This window comes from Caenimonas koreensis DSM 17982, assembly GCF_009646335.1.
Lineage (GTDB): Bacteria > Pseudomonadota > Gammaproteobacteria > Burkholderiales > Burkholderiaceae_C > Ramlibacter > Ramlibacter koreensis.
The window spans coordinates 21,145-42,510 of record NZ_WJBU01000002.1 but is presented as its reverse complement, the minus strand read 5'-3'; the positions used below and the strand labels follow the sequence as shown (position 1 = coordinate 42,510).

The following is a 21,366-nucleotide window of genomic DNA, read 5'->3' as shown; positions in this document are numbered from 1 at the left end:
ACCCTCGGACGCGTCGCTATCCTGCGCGACCACCGACCTCTGAATCCAGCAGCGCACCTCGTCGCTCGACGTTCACCATCCAGGCATAGTCGCCCTGGCGCGGTCGAATGAGCTTAGCCAATATCGAAACAGCAATCTCGATGATCTGCTTCGTTTCACTTTCCGAACCCATTGAATCCCTCTCGATTCGTAAAAGCAAGAATTCAACTTCGTCTTGAATCTCCATTTGCACACTTTTGACCAGTGAATCAAGCGCCCTTGAGATTTCTTGCCTGACGAATTCTCCCGTAGCTGGGTCTATTGGTCCCATATTGCCTCCTTCAGGGTGTCGGTCTTTTTGGCGCCGGTCGGGCCAACAACTCATACGCCTTCGGGGGGACCGTGCACCCCATGCTGACAGCTTCGTCGATAAATCGATGCCGAAGCTGCGTGCTGCGGTGTCGCCGGTGCCCCACGTCCATGATTTCGGCTGGCCGAGCGCGTTGTGCGTGAGGCTGCTAATGAAGGGGATCGTAGGTTTGGGCTTGCGGGCGGTGCCGGGCTCGCGAACGGTAACGCCACTCATCTTGCCTCTTTGGGATCGGGCCTGCCCTCATGGGGCAAGAAACCGCGATCACACCGGAGAGTCGGGTCGGCACCGGCCGCAAGCAGTGCTTCAATGTTCTCGCGCTTCCCGCCCATGTAGGCATAGTGGAGGGGAGTCATTTCAAAGTCGCCACGCCGACTGATATCAGCGCCATTTTCCAACAGCGAACGAATGTCCTCCGCTGAGCCGCTCCGAGCGGCAATGTGAATGGGCGCCTCCCCAAGAGCATTGAGCTGGTTCACGTCAGTCAGCGGAATGTCGTAACCCATTTCATCGGTTTGACACCACCAATATTCACGCAGTCTTTCAAGAACCTCTAGCATGGCGCGCAATCTCCTCTAGCCAAGCGAGCACGAAGCTTGTCAATGTCTCGCCGAAGTGTATCCACTCGCCCCGCATGGCCTGGATTGAACACACCGCTGTACCACTTGTTTGTCAATGCAACTCGGCGCGCAACGATATCTTCCAGAAAACGGATGCGTTCCCGAATCTCGTCGCATGTTGGTTTGCTCGGATCTTTATATGGAACAGGCTTGACGTCATTAACACCATCGCGATCACGGATGAACTCCTTGTTCTTTTCCGGATCTGGTGACCAAGGGCTGTAGTCCGGAGGTGGAGCCAACGTCATAGCCACGGCTGCTGCTGTAGCAAGTGCGGCTGTGCCATAGGCAAGGGCAGGTGCCCACGCAGGCGCCAACAGAGGAGCTAGTAGAAGCGGTACAAATTGTCCGGTCGGATCGGTGTAACTTGTCGGAGCACCGGCAGCGTAGCCGAACGTATTGATGCCCCCGTCAAGTCCAATTGAATCACTCTGAATGTACCTGCCGCAACGCGCGCAGTAGTGACGGTGCCCGTTGTAGAACAGCCCCGTCTCCGCATCGAAGTACTGCCCCGGGAACCGCAGATTCATCTCGATGGGCTTGGTCGCCTTGAGCAGCACCGGCTGATTCGTGATCGCTTGCTTGGGGTTCGGTGTGGATTGCAGGACGCCCGTCGGCGTGTTGTTGCCGAAGGCTGAATAGGGCCATTGCCACACCGGTTTGTTGGCTTCATCCGTGATCAGTCTTGGCGTGCCCAGATGGTCTGCATGCACTGCGTAGAACTTGCCATTGCGGTACATGCCCACTGGCAATGCCTGGCCGTCTTGGGTGAGCAGCCAGATGTATTCTGTGCGGCCCTTGCCCACTGCGCTTCCGTTGTCGTACTCGCCCAGCATCGCCCATGCGGGGATGGGGCCGTCGCCATAGACGTATGCCGTGCCGAGGCCCGCACCTGTTGTCGTGGTGCTGGCGCTGAACAGCCAGCCGAACGACTTCTTGAGCCACGCGATGAAGCCCGCGTCCAGCGTCGTTTCATCGGGAAGGGTTTGCTCTGCCTGCGGGACGCTCTTGAACACCCGTTGGCCCATCGCGTTGGTGAGATAGACCACTCTTGCGGCTTCGCCGTCTTTGCTGACGGTCACTTTGGCGAGTCGGTTGGCCGCGTCGTAGTCGAACTCTCGCAGGCCATCGCTGGTCATTGATCCGTTCGCGTTGACGATGTAGTTCACCGGCGCCGTCACCACGCTCTTGACCTTGCCATTGCTCATGGTGGTGAGCGTCTGCGTGAAGCCCAGCAGGCGGTTGCTGTCGCCGTCCATCAAAGACACCTGGCTTGTGGTGCTGGCGGCGTCTTGCTCGGTGAACTGGCCGTCTATGTCCGTGTCGCTGGTGGTCTTGTCGATGGACGTAAGGCGGTTGGAGTTCGCGTCGTAGGTGTAGTGGGTGCTGGCGCCTGCCCGGGTGAATGAAGTGAGGTGGTCGCGGTTGTCGTAGCCGGCAGTCCAGGTCAGGGGCGTGCGGTACAGCTCCAGCGTCGTGGTGCGTTGTGCCCACAGCTCTTGCGTGATGCTGGTGATGCGGCCTGCCGCGTCGTAGCCGTAGCCTGAGAACTCGGTGGCCGTCATGCGGCCATCGGTGTCGAAGGTGCGTGCGGCGGTGTCGCCCGTGCTCCACGTCCAGCTTTGCGGCTGGCCGAGCGCGGTGTGCGTGAGGCTGCTGATGAACGGGATCGTGGGCTTGGGCTTGCGGGCGGTGCCGGGCTCGCGCACGGTCACGCCGGTGATGCGGCCTGCGGTGCGCTGGTAGCTCACTGCAAGGCCGCTGGGGTAGGTCATGCCTGCGAGTTCACCTGCTGCGTAGCTGTAGCTCACCGTGTAGCTGCTGGGCGTGTTGGGGTTGTCCAGCACCGTGGAGGTCTTGCTGGTGATGCGGCCCTGCGCATCGCGCACGAAGACGAGTGAACCTGTCTTGTCGCTGATGCTGGCCAGATACCCCGTCTTATTGCTGTCCCACTCGAACTGCTGGGCGGGTTCATTGCCGTAGCGGATATCAGCGCCTTGGGCTGCTAAGACGAAGACGAGCCTTCCTCTTTGATTGAAATTCTCCTAACCGCACAATCTGCCGGACGAATTCCCACCCGCCGCTCGATTCAGATCAAGCTTGAAGGATAAATCGCAGCCGCATACCGAATTCGGACGCGGCCGCCCGGACTGAACTTCGCCACGACCTCATCCGCGTGATCCTCCGCCGGAAGCAATTCGAAGAGCTTGAGCTCTTGACTAGCTTCGACAGCAAATTCGACGTGACTGACACCCTCTAGCCGGATGACTCCACTTTGTCGGCCCGGATACTCAGGCAGCCCGAGAAAATTGGCATAAATGTCGTCCACAACAAACTCCACGACCTGAGATTCAACATGCCAATTCATCGCGACGAGACGCGCATCGTGGAGACCGCCAAGTTTCAACAGATATTCAGGTAGCTGATTCATCTTGTCTCTCACAGTTTGGGTTCACAGTTTAGGGTAGCGGGTACATGTAGACGCGTGGCGGCGGCACAGGCATGAACCTTTCTCGACGCGTGTCATACACCGCTGGCGGCATGAAAGCATCCTTTAGCCGATCGATCAGTGACCGCTCAACCGGCTCAGGCGGGCAGCTATCGGGAATCTCGCTGCCAGGCGGAAGGTGTTCGTCGCCACCGTTGTGATGCCAGTGATCTCTTCCTCGCCAGCCAGGCAAGCCAGGACGACCTTTGTGCCAATCCAATACGTCTCCATTAGGATCGCGAAAACGCTCACCGTTCGGATCGCGATGCGACAGGTCAGGCTTCCATCCTGGCGGCAAACCACTTGGATCATTCGGTAGCTTCAGCAATCCAAGAGGATCGATGTGCCTCAGCGGATTTGCGCCCACATACCCAAACAGGTTCATCCCGCCAATCAGCCCGATCAGATCACTTTGGATGTACCGCCCACCCTTGTCGTTGTAGTAACGATGCCAGTTGTAGAACAGTCCCGTCTCCGCATCGAAGTACTGCCCCGGGAACCGCAGATTCATCTCGATGGGCTTGGTCGCCTTGAGCAGCACCGGCTGATTCGTGATCGCTTGCTTGGGGTTCGGTGTGGCTTGCAGGACGCCCGTCGGCGTGTTGTTGCCGAAGGCTGAGTAGGGCCATTGCCACACTGGCTTGTTGGCTTCATCCGTGATCAGTCTTGGCGTGCCCAGATGGTCGGCGTGCACGGCGTAGAACTTGCCGTTGCGGTACATGCCCACGGGCAATGCCTGGCCGTCTTGGGTGAGCAGCCAGATGTATTCTGTGCGGCCCTTGCCCACTGCGCTTCCGTTGTCGTACTCGCCCAGCATCGCCCATGCGGGGATGGGGCCGTCGCCATAGACGTATGCCGTGCCGAGGCCCGCACCTGTTGTCGTGTTGCTGGCGGTGAACAGCCAGCCGAACGATTTCTTGAGCCAGGCGATGAAGCCCGCGTCCAGCGTCGTTTCATCGGGCAGCGTTTGTTCTGCTTGCGTGACGCTCTTGAACACGCGCTGGCCCAACGCGTTGGTGAGATAGACCACTCTTGCCGCTTCGCCGTCTTTGCTGACTGTCACTTTGGCGAGTCGGTTGGCCGCGTCGTAGTCGAACTCGCGCAGGCCATCGCTCGTCATTGATCCATTCGCATTGACGATGTAGTTCACCGGCGCTGTCACCACGCTCTTGACCTTGCCATTGCTTGTGGTGGTCAGTGTTTGCGTGAAGCCCAGCAGGCGGTTGCTGTCGCCGTCCATCAACGACACCTGGCTTGTGGTGCTGGCTGCGTCTTGCTCGGTGAACTGGCCGTCGATATCCGTATCGCTGGTGGTCTTGTCGATGGACGTGAGGCGGTTGGAGTTGGCGTCGTAGGTGTAGTGGGTGCTCGCGCCTGCTCGGGTGAATGAAGTGAGGCGGTCACGGTTGTCGTAGCCGGCAGTCCAGGTCAGGGGCGTGCGGTACAGCTCCAGCGTCGTGGTGCGTTGTGCCCACAGCTCTTGCGTGATGCTGGTGATGCGGCCTGCCGCGTCGTAGCCGTAGCTTGAGAACTCGGTGCCGGTCATGCGGCCATCGGTGTCGAAGGTGCGTGCTGCGGTGTCGCCTGTGCTCCACGTCCATGATTGCGGCTGGCCGAGCGCGTTGTGCGTGAGGCTGCCAATGAACGGGATCGTGGGCTTGGGCTTGCGGGCGGTGCCGGGCTCTCGCACGGTGACGCCGGTGATACGGCCTGCCGTGCGCTGGTAGCTCACTGCGAGGCCACTGGGGTAGGTCATGCCCGCGAGCTCGCCTGCTGCGTAGCTGTAGCTCACCGTGTAGCGGCTGGGCGTGGTGGGGTTGTCCAGCACAGTAGATGTCTTGCTGGTGATGCGGCCCTGCGCATCGCGCACGAAGACGAGTGAACCTGTCTTGTCGCTGATGCTGGCCAGATACCCCGTCTTGTTGCTGTCCCACTCGAACTGCTGGGCGGGTTCGCTGCCGTAGCGGATTTCTGTAGGGCGGCCCAGGGCGTCGCGGGTGATTGCCGTCTTGATGCCTTTGGCATCGGTGCTTGCGATCACGTTGCCTGCGGCGTCGTGCTCGTAGGTGACGTTGCCGCCATCGGCGCTGGTCTGGCGCTTCACATCGCCCAAGGCGTTCTGCTCGTAGCCGGTCTGCACGCCCTTGGGGTCGGTGACTCGCGTGAGCTGGTCCAACGCGTTCCAGTCGGTGGTCACGCTGGCGTTGTCGGGCAAGGTGGTGCGGATGGGGCGGCTCAGGCCGTCGAGCGATTGGGCTGTTGTTTGCTGCAGGGGATCGGTTACCGATGTCGGCTCGCCATTGGCGTTGTAGCCCAGCTGCGTGGTCTGGCCTTGCGCACCGGTCAGGGCCCGAACACGGTTGAAGCTGTCGATGAGCTTGCCGGTTTGCAGCGCGAGGTTGCCGTTGGCGTCCAGCACTCGTTCGCTGACGCGGTTGCCTGCGGCGTCCAACTCATACTGGATCGTTGCGCCGAGGTTATCGGCGATCGTGCGAAGGCGCTGTGCTGCGTCGTATTGATAGCTCTGGCTGTAGCCGCTGGGCAACTGCACGTTGGTAAGCAGGCCGAGTGCGTTGTACTGGTAGCTCGTGGTTTCGCCGCCTTGCGTGGCGCTGGTCATGCGGCCGCGTGCGTCGTACACGTAGGTCGTCACCAGGCCACTGGGCTCGGCTTGACTCAGAACGCGACCCGCGCCGTCGTGGGTGTACGTGGTCTCGTGGCCTGCGGGGTTCTTCACTGAACGTTGATTGCCCGCACTGTCGTAGCTATAGCGCCAGACGCCGCCGTTGGGGTCTGTCATCGTGTCTATTTGGCCGCTGCTCGTGTAGCTCCATGATGTTTTGCGCGATGCGCCACTGGCCGTGTCGGTCACTGTCTCGCTCAGCGTGTTGCCCTGCGCGTCGTACTCGTACGCTGTGGTGCGGCCTGCTTCTGTGATGAGCGTGGGCAGGCGGAATGTGGGGTGCCACTGGGTTGTGCGCGTTTGGGTCTCGGGGCGTCCTGCCGCTCGTGTGGTCGACAGGTTCAGCACGCGTGCTGTGTCCCACGTGTACGTGGTCTGCACGCCGGTGAAGTCGGTCTCGGACTGCGGCAGGTGTAGTGGCCCAAAGCCGGTGCTTGCCGTACGGTTGCCGTCGAACGAGCCGTTGGCGCCTGCAAGCCGGATCTGGCCGTCGCCACCTTGCCACGTGTAGGTGCGCGGGTTGCCGAGCGGGTCGTTCACTTGTGCGCTGGACTGGAACAAGTTCGGATTCACTGCCGCTGTGGTCAGGGTGCCGACGGCAGTTGTGCCGCCCGAGTACGTCACGCTGAAGCTGCCCGCAGCACCTGCGTGTTGCGTGCTCACTGCACGGCCTGTGTCGTCGTAGCTGAAGGTGGCATAGGTCGTGTTGGTTTCGTCCACGATGCCCGTCAGCGCCCACGGCCAGCGCGTGTCGTTGTATTGATAGCTGCGCGCGACGTTGCCCGTGAAGGTCGCTGTGGCCAAGCGGCCCAGGCTGTCGTAGCCGTAGCTGGTTTGTTGCCCATCCGGCGCTGTGATACCAACGAGCTTTCCTTGCTCGCTGTAAATGAGCTGCAGGCGCCGACCAAACGCATTCGTAACCGACTGAAGGCGATCAGCCGCATACGCCATGCTCATCGTCCAGCCATTGCGCTGCGTGATCGACAGGAGCTTGCCTGCCGTATCAAAGCGCCAGCGCGATTCGTCTGATACTCGCGTGTAGGTCAGGCCGGCTGCATCTTCTGCAAGCGCGTCTTTGTAGTTGTCTGCAACCCAGCCGCCAGTTGCTGCGCGCTTGAACAGCACCTTGCGCCCATCTCCAAAGCGGATGTGGCTGTCTGCATTGCCCTTGAACGCTGTGGCCGCGTAGTCGTGGCTCCACATCGGGCCCATGCCCGCATCGGTGTTGTACAGGCTGCGGTAGTGCCGCACGAATGACAGGGGATGCGCGCCGCTGTCGAGCCAATCAGATTCGTCTTGCAGCTTCTCACCTGTCGCAGGCTGTATTGGGTTGCCAACACCGCCGCACAAGTCGCACGACTGGACCGTGATCTGTTTGGTGGCCGCACTCGCGCAGCCGTCGCACGTGCCAGTCAATGTATCGGTCGTGGCTTTGTACGGCGGAACGTACGTGAAGTTGAATTCGCCCGCACCATTGGTGGTGCCGGTTGCAGTTGCTCCGCCCGTGATGGTGACCGTGACACTGCGCCCACTCACCGGGGCGCCGTTGCTCGTCACCTTCGCTGTCTGCGCAAGCACCGGCCCCGCAATCAACGCCTTGGTGCTGCTCGCACCAATCAGCTCAATGCGGTACGGCGCCACTTCGCAGCGCTGCGTCTGCTCGTTCCACGATTGGCCTACCGGGCATGCGCATGTCGCGTCGGCCTTGATGAGGGAGCCGCCCGGGCAATCGCAGCCCGGGCCGTAGATCGTCGTGCCCCATGGCTGGCGTACAAGCGGGTTGCCGCTGGGCTGCACGTCCAGCGCAGCGAAATCCAACAGGACGTTCGCGCCCAGTCCACCCACGTAATCGGGCCGAATGGTGGGATTGGAGAACTCGCACGATGTCACTTCCGATCCGGCCACGCACGACCACGTGTGGGCACCCCCCAGGTGCAGGGAGTGACTGCGCGCGAAACGTTTGCAGGCTTCCTGGATGGCGGCGTAAGCGCCCTGAACAATCATCGGTGGTGAACATTCCGGTCCACCCCAGATCTGGTCGGCCTGCACGTAACACATGGGTGCCGGCGCAGGCCCGCCAAACTGCATGGGCTGCTGCGCGGGCGCAATGCCCGACACAACAGACATCACAAGCGCGATGACGCAGCGCCACGCGGTGGCCGCTGCCACACTCACGGTTTTCTTCACCGTCCACTCCCTGCGTTATCAGAAGGGCGGACTATAGGTGCCGAAAACCGCTGAAGAACCTAGCCTTTCGTCTTTGTCACCAGCAAATCACGTCGCAAGATTTCTCAACTCGCGCAGCGCGACTGACAGCATCGCCAGGTCAGGATTGGTCGTCTCGCGCAGGTCCGCCAGCAGGCGGCTGGCGCGTGCAAACGTGAGCGGGTTGCGGCCTTCCCAGCCTGCCAGTTTGTCAGCGGAAGACTTGCCGTCGCCCTGCACCGCATCACGCACGATGGAGTTCTGCAGGTCTGCCAGGTCGCCGGCCAGCGCTGCTTTCGCAAGCGTCTGCCAGTTGGTGTCGGCGGGCAGCAGGTCGATCTGGCGGCGCAGCTTTTCAAGGCCCAGCCGCTCGCCCACACCAAACATCACGTCTGCCGCAACTTCAAGCGGTGACTTGCTGGCCTCTGCCACTTCCGCAATGTCGAGCGCGTTGAACAGCAGGTCAGCCGCGCCCACTTGCTGCGCGAGCGCTGCGGGCACTCCAGCATCAACCCACGCTGCAACACGCGGCGACGACTGGCGTTCAAGCTGCTTGCGCAGGAAGCTCACTGCGGGTGCAAGGCGTGTGGCTGCACGATCCGTCGGCTCTTCGAGGCGGCGCGAGCGCAGGAACCATGTGGTCGCGCGCGTGATCAGGCGGCGCCACTCCACAATCATTTCGTACTGCACGCTGTCGGCGACCTGGTTGTCGAGTGCCTCTATCTTTTCCCACACGCCCACGCTGCCAAACACTTCGCGCGAGAGCAGGTAGGCACGCACAACCTGCGATGGCTTCGCGCCGGTCAACTCCACCATCTGGTGAACAAAGGTGGAGCCGACGCGGTTGATCATGCTGTTCAACACGTGCGTCGCGATGATTTCGCGGCGCAGCGGATGGCGCGGAATGCATTCGCCAAACTGCTCACGCATGGCCGCCGGGAAGTAGCGCTCGAGCGCCGTGCCTATCCAGCCGTCTTCGGGCACGTCGGACTCGACGAGTTCTTCGGACAGCCACATCTTGCTGTAGGCCAGCAGCACGGCCTGCTCTGGCGTGGTCAGGCCCAGGCCCTTGCTCTTGCGCTGGGCGATTTCATCTTCAGGTGGCAGGAACTCGATTGCGCGGTTCAGCCGGCCAGTCTTTTCAAGGTAACGGATGAACTGCGCATGCGCGTCGAGCAGTGCCGGCGCTTCTCGGCGGCCGACTGACAACGCCTGCGTCTGGAAGTAGTTGTCGCGCAGCACGAGCGCGGCAACGTCATCCGTCATCGTGGGCAACACCGCATTGCGCTGATCGCCGTTCAACTTGCCATCGGCAACGGCGATGCCCAGCAGGATCTTGATGTTGACTTCATGGTCAGACGTGTCGACACCGGCCGAGTTGTCGATCGCATCGGTGTACAGGCGCACGCCGCTCAATGCCGCCTCGATGCGGCCACGCTGCGTGAAGCCCAGGTTGCCGCCCTCGCCGATCACCTTGCAGCGCAGCTCGTTGCCGTTGATGCGAAGCGCGTCGTTCGCGCGGTCGCCTACGTCTGCATGCGTCTCGCTGCTGGCTTTCACGTAGGTGCCGATGCCGCCGTTGTACAGCAGGTCCACCGGCGCCTTGAGGATGGCTGTGACGAGTTCTGTTGCGGTGAGCTGCTCTGCCGTGATGCCGAGCGCTGCGCGCGCTTGCGGTGAAATCGGGATCGACTTCTCGGAGCGTGCCCACACGCCGCCGCCTGCTGAGATCAGCTTCGCGTCGTAGTCAGACCACGACGAACGGGGCAGTGCAAACAGGCGCTCGCGCTCCTTGAATGAGGCGGCCGAATCGGGCGTCGGATCGATGAAGATGTGGCGGTGGTCGAACGCAGCCACCAGGCGGATGTGCCTGGACAGCAGCATGCCGTTGCCGAACACGTCGCCCGACATGTCGCCCACGCCCACCACAGTGAAGTCGGTGGACTGGATGTCGGTGCCCAGTTCGCGGAAGTGGCGCTTGACACTTTCCCAGGCGCCGCGCGCCGTGATGCCCATGACCTTGTGGTCGTAGCCGACGCTGCCGCCGGAGGCGAACGCATCGCCGAGCCAGTGGCCGTATTCAGCGCTCACGGCATTCGCGTAGTCAGAGAACGTGGCCGTGCCTTTGTCAGCCGCGACGACGAGGTAGGAATCGTCACCGTCCATGCGCACCACGTGCGGCGGCGGCACGCTGCGGCCGTTCACGAGGTTGTCGGTCAAATCGAGCAGGCCGCGCAGGTAGTCCTGGTAGCAGGCGATGCCTTCTTTCATGAACGCATCGCGGTCCGTGGACGGCGGCGCCTTCTTCAGCACGAAGCCGCCCTTGGAGCCCACAGGCACGATCACGGTGTTCTTCACCATCTGCGCCTTCACCAGGCCCAGCACTTCGGTGCGGAAGTCGTCCGGGCGATCAGACCAGCGCAGGCCACCACGCGCCACCTTGCCGCCGCGCAGGTGAATGCCTTCGAAGCGCGGTGAGTACACAAAGATTTCGTAGAGCGGGCGCGGCGCAGGCAGGCCCGGGATCTGCGCGGAGTCGAGCTTGAAGCTCAGGAACGTGCGGCGCGGACCTGCATCGCCCGAGTGGCCCACGCCCGTGCGCCAGTAGTTCGTGCGCAGCGTGGCCTGCACCAGCGCAAGCAGCTGGCGCAGCACGCGGTCTTCAGAGAGGTTGCTGACTTTCTCAAGCGCTTTCTCGATGGCGTTGACCTGTGCGGTCGCGCCCTGGGCGTCAAAGGCTTTCGGATCGAACCGCAGCTTGAACAGCACCACCAGCATGCGCGCGATGCGCGGGTGCGACGCGAGCGTGGCGGCAATGGTGTCTTGCGACTGCGCAAAGCCGATCTGCTTGAGGTACTTCGCATAGGCGCGCAGCACCACCACTTCTTCGGCGGCCAGGCCCGCGAGCAGCACGAGGCGATTGAAGTTGTCGCTTTCGACTTCACCACGCAGCACGCGTGCAAATGCCTCTTCGAACAGCGCAGCAAGTGTGTGCTGCTCGATCTCGCCCGTGACGGGCGCCTGCAATTCAAAGTCGTGCAGCGCAATGGCGTCGTGGGTGGGCGAAACAATCTTCCAGCTGGACTCGGCGATCACGCGCGCGCCCATGTGTTCGAGCATCGGCAGGCTATCGGAGAGCACCAGCGGCGCGCCGCGGCGGTAGACCTTCAGGCCGAGCGTGCCTGCAGCAGCACCGGCCGGCTGGTACAGCGCCAGCGCGAGCGGATTGGAGGCCGTCAATGATTCGAGCTTGGCGACGTCCGGCGGCGCGGTGTTCGCAGCCACGCGTTCACGGTAGGCCAGCGGGAAGGTGGAGCCCCAGCGCTTGTACTGCGCCAGGCCCACGGCCTCGCCGTTCGATTGCACCAGCGCATCACGCAGTTCGTCGTCCCAGCGGCGTGCCGCCGTTTCAAGGCGACGCTCGATCTCCTTGCGGTCGAAAGCCGGCACGTGCCCCGGTGAGGTACGCACCGTGATGTGCACACGCGCGAGCTGCGTGTCGCTCAGCAGCACATCGAAGTCGGAGTGGGTGCCGTTGAATGCTTCGAGCAGGATGCGCTGGAACTTCAGGCGCAGGTCGGTCGAGAACGCTTCTCGCGGCGCATAGACGAGGCACGACACGAAACGCTCGAACGGGTCGCGCCACAGGAACAGCCGCAGTCGTTGCCGCTCGCCGAGGGCGACGATGCCCATGGCGGTGTCGAACAGGTCTTCGTCGGAAATCTGGAAGAGATCGTCACGCGGGAATGTTTCCAGCACGTGGTCGAGCGCCTTGGCCAGGTGGCCGCCGGGTGGAAGGCCGGCGCGCCGCTCGATGGCGCCCACCTTGCCGCGCAGCAGCGGTGTTTCCAACACGCGCGCACGGTATGCAGTCGAGGTGAACAGGCCGATGAAGCGGTGCTCGCCGATCACTTCGCCCTGTGCGTTGTAGCGCTTGACGCCGATGTAGTCCGTGTAGCCGGCGCGGTGCACGGTGGAGCGTGTATTCGACTTCGTCACCACCAGCATGGGCAGCGGCGCAACGGCCACAGCGCGCGCTTGGGCAGACAGTGCCGAGAACGTGGCCGAGACGGCATCGGCCGCGGTGTCGGCCAGCAGGCCGAGGCCGCTGCCGGCAACGATGCGCATGGCGACATCGCCGCTTTTGTCCCTGACGAGCTCTTGCTGGCGATAGCCCAGCAACGTGAGGTGGTCGTCGGCCAGCCACTGCAGGAAGGCGCGGCTTTCATCGACGGCTGCGCGCGGCAGTGACGCGGGCGCGTGGTCGAGTTCGGCAATGATTTGCGCGAGCCGCTCGCACATGGGTTGCCAGTCGCGCACGCCGGCACGCACATCGGCCAGCACACTTTCAATGCCGGCGCTGAGTGCGTCGCGCTGGGTGTTGTCGAGCAGGCGGTCGATCTCAATGTGCATCCACGACTCGCGCGGTGCGTCGCCTGCGGCTTCGCGCGGCGCGAGCGACTGCAGCTGGCCTTGCGCGTCGCGCACGGCCTGGAAGATCGGGTGGACGATGAGGTGAAGTGTCTGGCCCTGGCGATTGATCTCGAGCGATGTCGAGTCGACCAGGAAGGGCATGTCGTCATTGACGATCTGGATCACCGAATGCCGCGACCACCAGCCGTCTTCGCTGGCTACGGGGCTGAAGATGCGGATATTGGGCTGACCGGGCTGGCGGGTCTGGCCAAGCTGCAGGTGGGAAAGCAAGGCGCCGAGAAGGTCCTCGGGGGTTCGCTCGGCCAGGTCGTCCGCGTCGAGACGGGCGAAGTACTCGTGGGCGACCCCTTCCACCAGCTTGTGGCGCGCGGCATCAAGCCGCGATGCGGAAAGGGCCACCACCGCCGCGACACGGTTGTGCAGCAGTTGGGCAGGGGCATTCATGGAGGCAACCTCGTTGTTGTTCTATCGAGGCCACGACTCTAGGCTTGCGGGCGCGGTGGTGCAAATGCCATTTGCAACGCCGACCATGCAAACAATGCATGCATGCCTTTTTGCGCATGCAGCATTCATGGAACTACTCGGGCTTGAGGCCCAGCGATTGGGCAAGCCGGCGGTAATACGCAAGCCGGTCGGCCAATGCACTGGCGAGTTTTTCCGGCGAGGTGTCTTCCTCGACCGAACTGCCGCGCGCGAGCATCAGCTCACGCATCTTCGGGTCTTTCGACGCGAGCGCGAAATCACGGTTGAGCCGGCGCACCACGTCAGGCGGGGTCCCGGCCGGCGCCATGATGCCAATCATGCCGTCCACCACGAAGCCGGGCCAGGTCTCGCGCAATTGCGGCAGGCGGTCGAAAGGCGCCATCAAGGGCGCTGCGCCGGTGGTGGCAATCGGCAGGATGCGTTCACCATCGGCCCACGGCACAGCGGCGTCGTAAGGCGCGAGCATGACGTCGATCTGCCCGGCCGCCAGCGCGTTCACCGCAGGTGCGACGCCAGGGTAAGGCACCGTGACCACCGCGCCGCCGAGCGCCTGCTTCAGCTGCTCGCAGGCAAGCGCCATCTCACCGGGTGGCGCCCCGCAGTTGAGGCCGCCGCGCCTTGCGGCCGCAGCGCGCTGCAGGTCTTGCGGCGCGCGCGCTTCAAGGCCCTTGCGCGCAAGCATCACCATGCTCGCCTTGCCCAGTTTGATCACGGGCACGAGATCGCGCATCGGGTCGTACGCCACTTTGTAGAGCACCGTGTTCGTCACGACGAAGCCGGACATGAGCAACACCGTGCGGCCATCAGGCGGCGCCTTCGCCACGTAGTCAGTGCCGATCACGCCGCCCGCCCCCGGCCGGTTTTCGACAAAGACAGTCTCTTTGGTGTTGCGCGCAATGGCACCTGCCAGTACTCGTGCGACCACGTCGAGTGGCCCGCCGGCGGTGGTGGGCACGACGAGCCTGATCGGGGCGTCGGATTGGGCGATGGCGGGCGTGGCCATGACGCCGACGGTCAGGCCGAGCGAGCAGGCGAGCAGCAGGTGCAGTTTCATGCGGAGCAGTTTCATAGGGGCGCGGCCTTGGCGATGGCCGGCAGTTCCGCGCGGGCGAGTTTGCCGGCGGGCGTGCGCGGCAGTTGCGCGACAGGCACGACGTGGATCAACGGATAGTGAATGCCGGCCTGCGCCTTCAGGTGCTTGCGCAAGGTGGCCACGTCAGGCGCCTGCTGGCCCGGCGCTGGCACCAGGAGCAGCGCCAGCACGTCGGCACCGACGGCATCGCGATAGGTGGTGATGGCTGATTCGGCGACCGCTTCATGGCTGTCGAGCACGGCTTCGACGACCAGCGGATCGAGCTTCAGGCCGCTGAGGTTCAGCACGTCGTCGGTGCGGCCGCCGAGCACGAGTACACCGTTTGAATCGATGCTGCCTTTGTCCCCCGGGTAGTACCAGCCGTCCCGAAAAGCCGCTGCACTGGCTTGCGGGTTGCCGAGGTAATGGGTTGCCATGTCCGGCCCGCGAAAGCGCAACGCGCCGATCTGGCCCGGCGGCAAGACGGCACCCGTCTCGTCGAGCGCCTGCGCTTGAACCCAGGGAATGATGCGCCCCGTGGCCGCAGGCTGCTCAAGGAAGGTGGCCGGGTCGCAGACGGCCGTGGTGCCAATCTCGGTCGAGCCGTAGATCACCGTGACGTTGGGGCACACCAGGCGCTCGAGCCGCGCGCGCAGCTTCGGCACCAGTACGCCGCCGCCGATCTGTATCGACAGCACGCTTGGAAATGCGGGTTTGTCTGGCAGTGCGACAAGGTGGGCGGCGAGCGCACTGGCGATGGACGGCGTGGTCAGCACGCGTGTGGGCGCGTCTTGCTGCATGCACGCGCTGACGTCGACCGCGTCGAGCGTCTTGGGGAAGATGACCGTGCCGCCTGCCTGCAACTGCTGCATCGAATGGCCGATCGCCAGGCCGATATTCAGGTCGACGACGATGGCGAGCCGCTCGCGCGGGCCGGCCGGAAAGATGTTGGTCAACAGCCGCTGCATATGCGCGGCACTGGCGTGCGTCCAGGGGATGCACTTGGGCGTGCCCGTTGTGCCCGACGACAGCGCAATGCGCCACACCAGGTTGTCTGCTTCATGGTCGAGCGGTGGCACTTCGCCTTCAGCGGGTGAGGTCAGAAGGTCATCCGGCGCGATGCGCCGCGGCGCGTTGCCCTCTTCTTCCACCACTTCACGCGCCACCCACGCAACGGCCTTGCTCTGCGCGAAGAGCGCGTCGCGCTGCGCGCGCGGCAGTATTGCCTGCACGCTGATCGGGCTCGCGCCGATACGCCACAGCGCCATGAACAGAATCAGCCGGCCCCGCGGCAGCAGCCCGGAAATGGCGACGCAGTCACCACGCCGTATCCCATGCGCATGCAGGTGCGCGGATGCCGAGCGCACGCGGCTCCACAACTCTTTGTACGTCAGCACATGCCCGTCATGAATGGCGGCAGGCCGTTCAGGATAGGCGCGCACCTGGCGCTGGACGGGCTCGAGCAGATTCATCGTGAGACTAGGCGAGAAAGAGTTCTTGAAGGTCGCTGAGGAAATCAAAGCCGCGCGTGCTCGCACGCACACCACCGAGATCGCGCTCGACGAGGCCCTTGGCCTGCGCCAGCTGCAATTGTGGCTCGATCATGGCCAGCGGCAGGCCAGTGCGTTCGGTGAATTGCGCGAAAGTGAAGCCGTCTTTCAGGCGCAGCGCGTTCAGCATGAATTCGAACGGAAGTTCGGCCCGGGCCACATCACCGTCCTGGGCGAGTGCGTGGCCAGCCAGCGCGTTGTCCATGTACAGGCGCGGTTCACGAAAGCGCACTTGCCGCACGATGCGATGCGCAAAGCTCAGCTTGCTGTGCGCACCCGCGCCAATGCCGAGGTAGTCGCCGAACTGCCAGTAGTTGGTGTTGTGCCAGCAGCGGTGGCCTTCTTTGGCATAGGCCGACACTTCATACCGGGTCATGCCTGCAACAGCGGTTGCTTCAGTGATGCGGTCGAGCATGGCGTAGGCCAGGTCGTCGTCCGGGATGCGTGGCGGAAACTTGGCGAAGTAGGTGTTCGGCTCGATCGTCAGGTGATAGACCGACAGGTGCGGCGGCGCGAGCGCAAGCGCCTGAGCCAGGTCAGCCTCAAGGTCCTGCATTGTCTGGCCTGGCAGCGCGTACATCAGGTCGAGGTTGAAGGTATCGAACGACGCGGCGGCTTCTTCGAGCGCTGCGATGGCCTGCGCGCGGTCGTGCACGCGGCCGAGCGCCTGCAGGTGCGCATCATTGAAGCTCTGCACGCCGACCGACAGGCGCGTGACACCCGCTGAACGAAATGCGCGGAAGCGGTCTTTCTCGAAGGTGCCGGGGTTGGCCTCCATCGTGATCTCGCAGTCGGGCGCGAGCTTCAGGCGCGCGCGCACGTCGCCGAGCAGCCGGTCGATGCTTTGCGGCGAAAACAGGCTGGGCGTGCCGCCGCCAATGAAGATGCTGTGAATGGGCCGGCCCCAGATGAGCGGCAGCGCGGCTTCCAGGTCGGCGTTGAGTGCGTCGAGGTAGCGCGCGTGCGGCACATCGTCAGGCTGCAGTTCGTGCGAATTGAAGTCGCAGTACGGGCACTTGCGCAGGCACCACGGCAGGTGAATGTAGAGCGACAGCGGCGGCAGTGCGGCCAGCTGCAAAAGCCCGGGGCGCAGGTAGTGGCTGACATCGCGCACGGCGTCGCCACCTGCGGGCTGAATCGCAATCACAGCCAGCGCTCGCGAATGAGTTCCATCATTTGCCGGGCGGCCTTGCCCCGATGGCTGTTCGCGTTCTTCACCTGCGGTGGCAGCTGGGCAAACGTTTGGCCGAATTCGGGGATATACATGACGGGATCGAAACCGAAGCCATGTGTGCCGACGGGCTCCTGTGCGATGAGGCCGGCGACGCGGCCCACCGCGATGAGCGGCTCCGGATCGTCGGGCGTGCGCACGGCGACGAGCGTGCTGACCAGCGCGGCGCGGCGATCAGGCTGGTTCTTGAGCTGTTCGAGCAGCGCACGCACATTGTTGTCGTCGCCCTTCTCGTAGCCGAACTGCGTTGCGTAGTAGGCCGTGTCCACACCTGGCAGGCCGCCGAAGGCGTCGACACACAAGCCCGCGTCGTCTGCAAGTGCAGGCAGGCCACTGCCCTGCGCAGCGTGACGCGCCTTGGCCAATGCGTTTTCAACGAAGGTGCGATACGGCTCATCGGCCTCGCCAATGCCGAGGTCAGACTGCTTCACGAGTTCAACACCGAGCGGCACCAGCATCGCCTGCAACTCCGCAAGCTTGCCGGCATTGTTGGAAGCAAGAACGAGTTTCATGGGCTGCATTGTCCCCTCCCCCTCTGGGGAAGGGCTAGGGTGGGGGCTCTCAGCCCAACAACGCCTGTTTCTGCAGCGCCACCAGCTCGGTGATGCCCTTCTCAGCCAGGCGCAGCAGCTCGTTCATCTCGTCACGCGTGAAGGCCACGCCCTCGGCGGTGCCCTGCACTTCGACGAAATGGCCGGCGCCCGTCATCACCACGTTCATGTCGGTGTCGCAGCTCACGTCCTCGATGTATTCGAGATCGAGCAAGGGCACGCCCTGCACGATGCCGACCGACACGGCCGCCACCGGGCCGATGATGGGCGAAGCCGCGAGCTTGCCGCTGGCGAGCAGCGTGCCCACGGCGTCTTGCGCCGCGACAAACGCGCCGGTGATCGCGGCGGTGCGCGTGCCGCCATCGGCTTGCAACACGTCGCAGTCGAGGTGGATCGTGCGTTCGCCGAGCGCCTTCAGGTCGAACACCGCGCGCATCGACCGGCCGATCAGGCGCTGGATTTCCTGTGTGCGGCCGCTTTGCTTGCCACGGGCGGCTTCACGGTCGCTGCGGGTGTGCGTCGAGCGCGGCAGCATGCCGTATTCGGCAGTGACCCAGCCTTCACCGCTGCCGCGCTTGTGGGGCGGCACCTTGTCTTCGACGGATGCGGTGCACAGCACCTTGGTGTTGCCAAACTCGATCAGCACCGAGCCTTCGGCGTGGATCGTGTAGCCGCGCGTGATACGGATGGGGCGCAGCTGGTCTGCGGCGCGGCTGCCGCTTCGTTCAAATTCGATCATGGATTTCTCAGGTTTTTCGCGCAGCAGACCTGCGGATCGCTTCATTGATTTCGGCGATGGACCGCTCGATGGCGGCGTCATCGAGGTCTTCGACCATCGTGTCGAGCACGCCGGCCTGGATGGTGGAGGCGAACACGCCGTCCATGATGCTGTCGGTGGAGATGCCGCGTGTGGACTCGAATGTGTCGGGGGTTTCCCATTCGAGCGCGATCACGGTGACGTTGTCGCTGTGCTCGCCGCCATTGCGCAGGGCAGCTTCGACCAGGTCAGGTACGGCCTCCGACACGGGCTTGGCGCTCAAGTCACGCACGATCTCGGTATCGGTCATGCTGCCCCACAAGCCATCCGAGCACAGCAGGATCTTGTCGCCCTGCTGCAGCGCGACGGGCCCGGTGATGTCGAACACCGGCTTGGTGGGCGAGCCCAGGCACGTGAAAAGAATGTTGCGGTTGATCCGGTCGAGCCGCACCACGCCCGAGCCGCTTTGCTGCTCCAGGTACGAATGGTCGCGTGTGCGCGTGAGCAGTTCATTGCCGCGCGCGACATAAAGGCGCGAATCACCGCAATGCACCCATGTGGCTGACGAGCCTTGCACGATCGCCGCGACGAGCGTGGTGCGCGGCGTATCGAGCATGCCTTTTTCGCTGGCGTAGCGAATGATCTGGTGGTGCGCGGCCATGAGCGCAACCGACAGGAATTCATTCACGTCGGCCACGATCGGCTTGGCTTCCTTCTGGTACAGGGCCGAGATGGTCTGCAGTGCGAGCTGCGCGGCAACTTCACCTTCCGGGTGGCCGCCCATGCCATCGGCCAGCACAAACAGGCCGGACTCGCGCGTGTAGCAGTAACCCATGCGGTCTTCGTTTTTCTCGCGGCCCCCGCGGCGGCTGATCTGGAAGACGGAGAATTTCATTCGGTGTCTCCGCGATTCTTATTTGGCCTTGACATTGCCAAAGCCGGTGGCCTTGCGCACATTCTTCTTGGTGTCAGACACCATGTTGTCGAACTGCAGGCGCATCTTCTCGCCGACAGACAGCTTGGTGTAGCGGCGCTCACCCTCACGGCTGAGCTCCTTTTGCAGCGCAAACACCGACTGCGGGCGCGACAGCGGGTCGAGCGACATGCACCACTCCACCACTTCGATCAGGTTGTCTGAATAGACACCGCGCAGGCGCGACAGCGCCAGTGCAAGCCGGTCTTTTTCAAGCCGCTGCGGCGCATCGTTGGGCGGGTAGCCCTGCATGCACGCGTAGATACAGGCGCCGATGGCATAGATGTCGGTCCACGGGCCCATGGATGAGTCGCGACGATACATCTCAGGCGCGGCAAAACCCGGCGTGTACATCGGGCGGATGAAGTTGCCTTCTTTCGACAGCACTTCGCGTGCGGCGCCGAAGTCGATCATCACGGCCTTGTTGTCGTCGGTGATGAAGATGTTGGCCGGCTTGATGTCCAGGTGCAGCATCTTGTGCTGGTGCACGATGCGCAGGCCGCGCAGGATTTCGTCAAAGAGCGAGCGGATGGTCGATTCGCGAAAGACCTTCTGCTTTTTGAGTTCACGCGCGGTGATGATGAAGTCTTGAAGGGTGGCGCCCTCCAGGTAGTTCATCACCATGTAAACGGTTTCGTTCTCGCGGAAGAAGTTGAGCACGCTCACCACGGAGGCATGCGAGATCTGTGCGAGGGAGCGGCCTTCTTCAAAGAAACTCTTGAGGCCCAGGCGATAAAGCGAGAGCTTTTCAGGCTGCACTTGCGGCAGCAGCTCACCGGGGGAGCGGGTGGCTAGCGAGGCAGGCAGGTATTCCTTGACGGCGACCTGCTGGCCTTCGTTGTCGACCGAGAGGTACACCACGCCGAAGCCGCCGGCTGACAGCTTGCGCACGACTCGATAGCCACCGATCACGGTGTCAGGCGGAAGCGGCGCTGGTTTGACCTTGGACATATGTAGCGAGCGGCTGCGGAAGGGTTATTCTTGCAACCCCGCAACGACCGTTCGATTGAAGACACCTCAATGCCAGTTTACAGCATGACCGGCTACGCAAGCGCGCAGCAAAGCGCCTCGCCGCCGACTGGCGCATCGGATAGCAAAGGCGCAACACCGGGCGCTTCCACCGGCGCGAACCCAAGCCGACTGGGCATCGAAATCCGCTCGGTCAACAGCCGCTTTCTTGACCTGACTTTCCGCCTCGGCGACGAGTTGCGGCCGTACGAGCCGCAGCTGCGCGAGATCATCGCGGCGCGCCTGAAGCGCGGCAAAGTCGAAGTGCGCGCAGGCATCGAAACCCCTGGCGGCGACACCGTGCGCGAGCCCAGCACGCGCCTGCTGCAACGCCTGAACACCGTGCAGGACCACGTGCGCAGCTGGATCCCGGATGCGCGCGCGCTGAGCGTGGCCGATGTCGTCCGCTTGAGCGCCTCCGAAGGTGTTGTGGATATCGACTGGGGGGAAACCCTCACTGCGCTGGCAACACGCACGGTGGATGAATTGATGTCGGCCCGCGAACGCGAAGGCGCGCGGCTGGCAAGCATGCTGCTCGGCCACCTCAAGCAGTTGCGCGCGCTGGCCAAACAGGCGCAGCCCATGATTCCGCAACTGGTCGAGCAGCAGCGCAACCGCTTTCTCGACCGCTGGAAAGAAGCGATGGCCCTGACCGACGGCGCCACGCTGCCCGAGGCAGCGCAAGACCGCGCCTTGAGCGAGGCGACGGCCTTCGCGATCCGCATCGACGTTGCGGAAGAGCTGACGCGGCTGGACTCGCACCTCGACGAGATCGAGCGGCTGGTCAAGAAAGGCGGCGATGTCGGCAAGCGGCTCGACTTCCTGATCCAGGAGCTGCACCGCGAAGCCAACACGATGGGATCAAAGTCTGCCGCGCTTGAGCTCACACGCATCTCGGTAGACATGAAAGTGTTGATCGAGCAGATGCGCGAGCAGGTCCAAAACATCGAATAGTTCCGAAT

Annotated in this window: 14 protein-coding genes; 1 reads left to right on the top strand and 13 read right to left on the bottom strand. The window is 63.3% G+C overall.

Annotation, left to right across the window (positions count from 1 at the left end):
• Positions 1-16: 16 nt before the first annotated feature.
• The 13 genes from GHT07_RS02130 to GHT07_RS02070 all read right to left on the bottom strand — a co-directional run bounded on the left by GHT07_RS02130 (position 17) and on the right by GHT07_RS02070 (position 20,347).
• Positions 17-565: a hypothetical protein gene (locus GHT07_RS02130; protein ID WP_153583418.1), complete on the bottom strand. Its 549-nt coding sequence runs from the start codon at positions 563-565 to the stop codon at positions 17-19.
• Positions 562-909 carry an ankyrin repeat domain-containing protein gene (locus GHT07_RS02125; protein ID WP_153583417.1) on the bottom strand — a complete coding sequence of 116 codons (348 nt, stop codon included), beginning with the start codon at positions 907-909 and terminating at the stop codon, positions 562-564. The genes GHT07_RS02130 and GHT07_RS02125 overlap by 4 nt, the downstream gene beginning before the upstream one ends.
• Positions 903-2,858 (bottom strand): RHS repeat-associated core domain-containing protein, encoded by a 1,956-nt coding sequence (locus GHT07_RS21680; protein WP_153583416.1) that lies wholly within the window; start codon positions 2,856-2,858, stop codon positions 903-905. Before GHT07_RS21680 ends, GHT07_RS02125 begins: the two co-directional genes overlap by 7 nt.
• Before the next feature lie 200 nt (positions 2,859-3,058).
• Positions 3,059-3,400, bottom strand: a complete 342-nt coding sequence (locus GHT07_RS02115; protein WP_153583415.1) for a hypothetical protein — start codon at positions 3,398-3,400, stop codon at positions 3,059-3,061.
• 28 nt (positions 3,401-3,428) lie between these two features.
• On the bottom strand, positions 3,429-8,327 hold the full coding sequence (locus GHT07_RS02110) for an RHS repeat-associated core domain-containing protein (protein ID WP_153583414.1): 4,899 nt from the start codon (positions 8,325-8,327) through the stop codon (positions 3,429-3,431).
• An 87-nt stretch (positions 8,328-8,414) separates the two neighbouring features.
• Complete coding sequence (locus tag GHT07_RS02105) at positions 8,415-13,223, bottom strand: NAD-glutamate dehydrogenase (RefSeq protein WP_153583413.1); 4,809 nt, start codon at positions 13,221-13,223, stop codon at positions 8,415-8,417.
• A gap of 133 nt (positions 13,224-13,356) precedes the next feature.
• Entirely contained in the window at positions 13,357-14,316 is a 960-nt protein-coding gene (locus GHT07_RS02100) for a Bug family tripartite tricarboxylate transporter substrate binding protein (RefSeq protein ID WP_194792788.1), read from the bottom strand.
• A gap of 11 nt (positions 14,317-14,327) precedes the next feature.
• A complete protein-coding gene (locus tag GHT07_RS02095) occupies positions 14,328-15,806 on the bottom strand; it encodes a class I adenylate-forming enzyme family protein (protein ID WP_153583411.1) in 1,479 nt (492 codons plus the stop codon).
• A 7-nt stretch (positions 15,807-15,813) separates the two neighbouring features.
• Entirely contained in the window at positions 15,814-17,031 is a 1,218-nt protein-coding gene (hemW, locus tag GHT07_RS02090; protein ID WP_323740748.1) for a radical SAM family heme chaperone HemW, read from the bottom strand.
• Positions 17,028-17,627 carry an RdgB/HAM1 family non-canonical purine NTP pyrophosphatase gene (gene rdgB / locus GHT07_RS02085; protein WP_153583409.1) on the bottom strand — a complete coding sequence of 200 codons (600 nt, stop codon included), beginning with the start codon at positions 17,625-17,627 and terminating at the stop codon, positions 17,028-17,030. The genes hemW and rdgB overlap by 4 nt, the downstream gene beginning before the upstream one ends.
• A 49-nt stretch (positions 17,628-17,676) precedes the next feature.
• Complete coding sequence (rph, locus tag GHT07_RS02080; RefSeq protein ID WP_153583408.1) at positions 17,677-18,405, bottom strand: ribonuclease PH; 729 nt, start codon at positions 18,403-18,405, stop codon at positions 17,677-17,679.
• A 7-nt stretch (positions 18,406-18,412) separates the two neighbouring features.
• Positions 18,413-19,318: a PP2C family protein-serine/threonine phosphatase gene (locus GHT07_RS02075; protein ID WP_153583407.1), complete on the bottom strand. Its 906-nt coding sequence runs from the start codon at positions 19,316-19,318 to the stop codon at positions 18,413-18,415.
• An 18-nt stretch (positions 19,319-19,336) separates the two neighbouring features.
• A complete protein-coding gene (locus GHT07_RS02070; protein WP_153583406.1) occupies positions 19,337-20,347 on the bottom strand; it encodes a serine/threonine protein kinase in 1,011 nt (336 codons plus the stop codon).
• A gap of 84 nt (positions 20,348-20,431) precedes the next feature.
• On the opposite strand from GHT07_RS02070, the gene GHT07_RS02065 reads away from it, so the two are divergent.
• On the top strand, positions 20,432-21,358 hold the full coding sequence (locus tag GHT07_RS02065; RefSeq protein ID WP_407646585.1) for a YicC/YloC family endoribonuclease: 927 nt from the start codon (positions 20,432-20,434) through the stop codon (positions 21,356-21,358).
• The last annotated feature ends 8 nt before the right edge of the window (positions 21,359-21,366 follow it).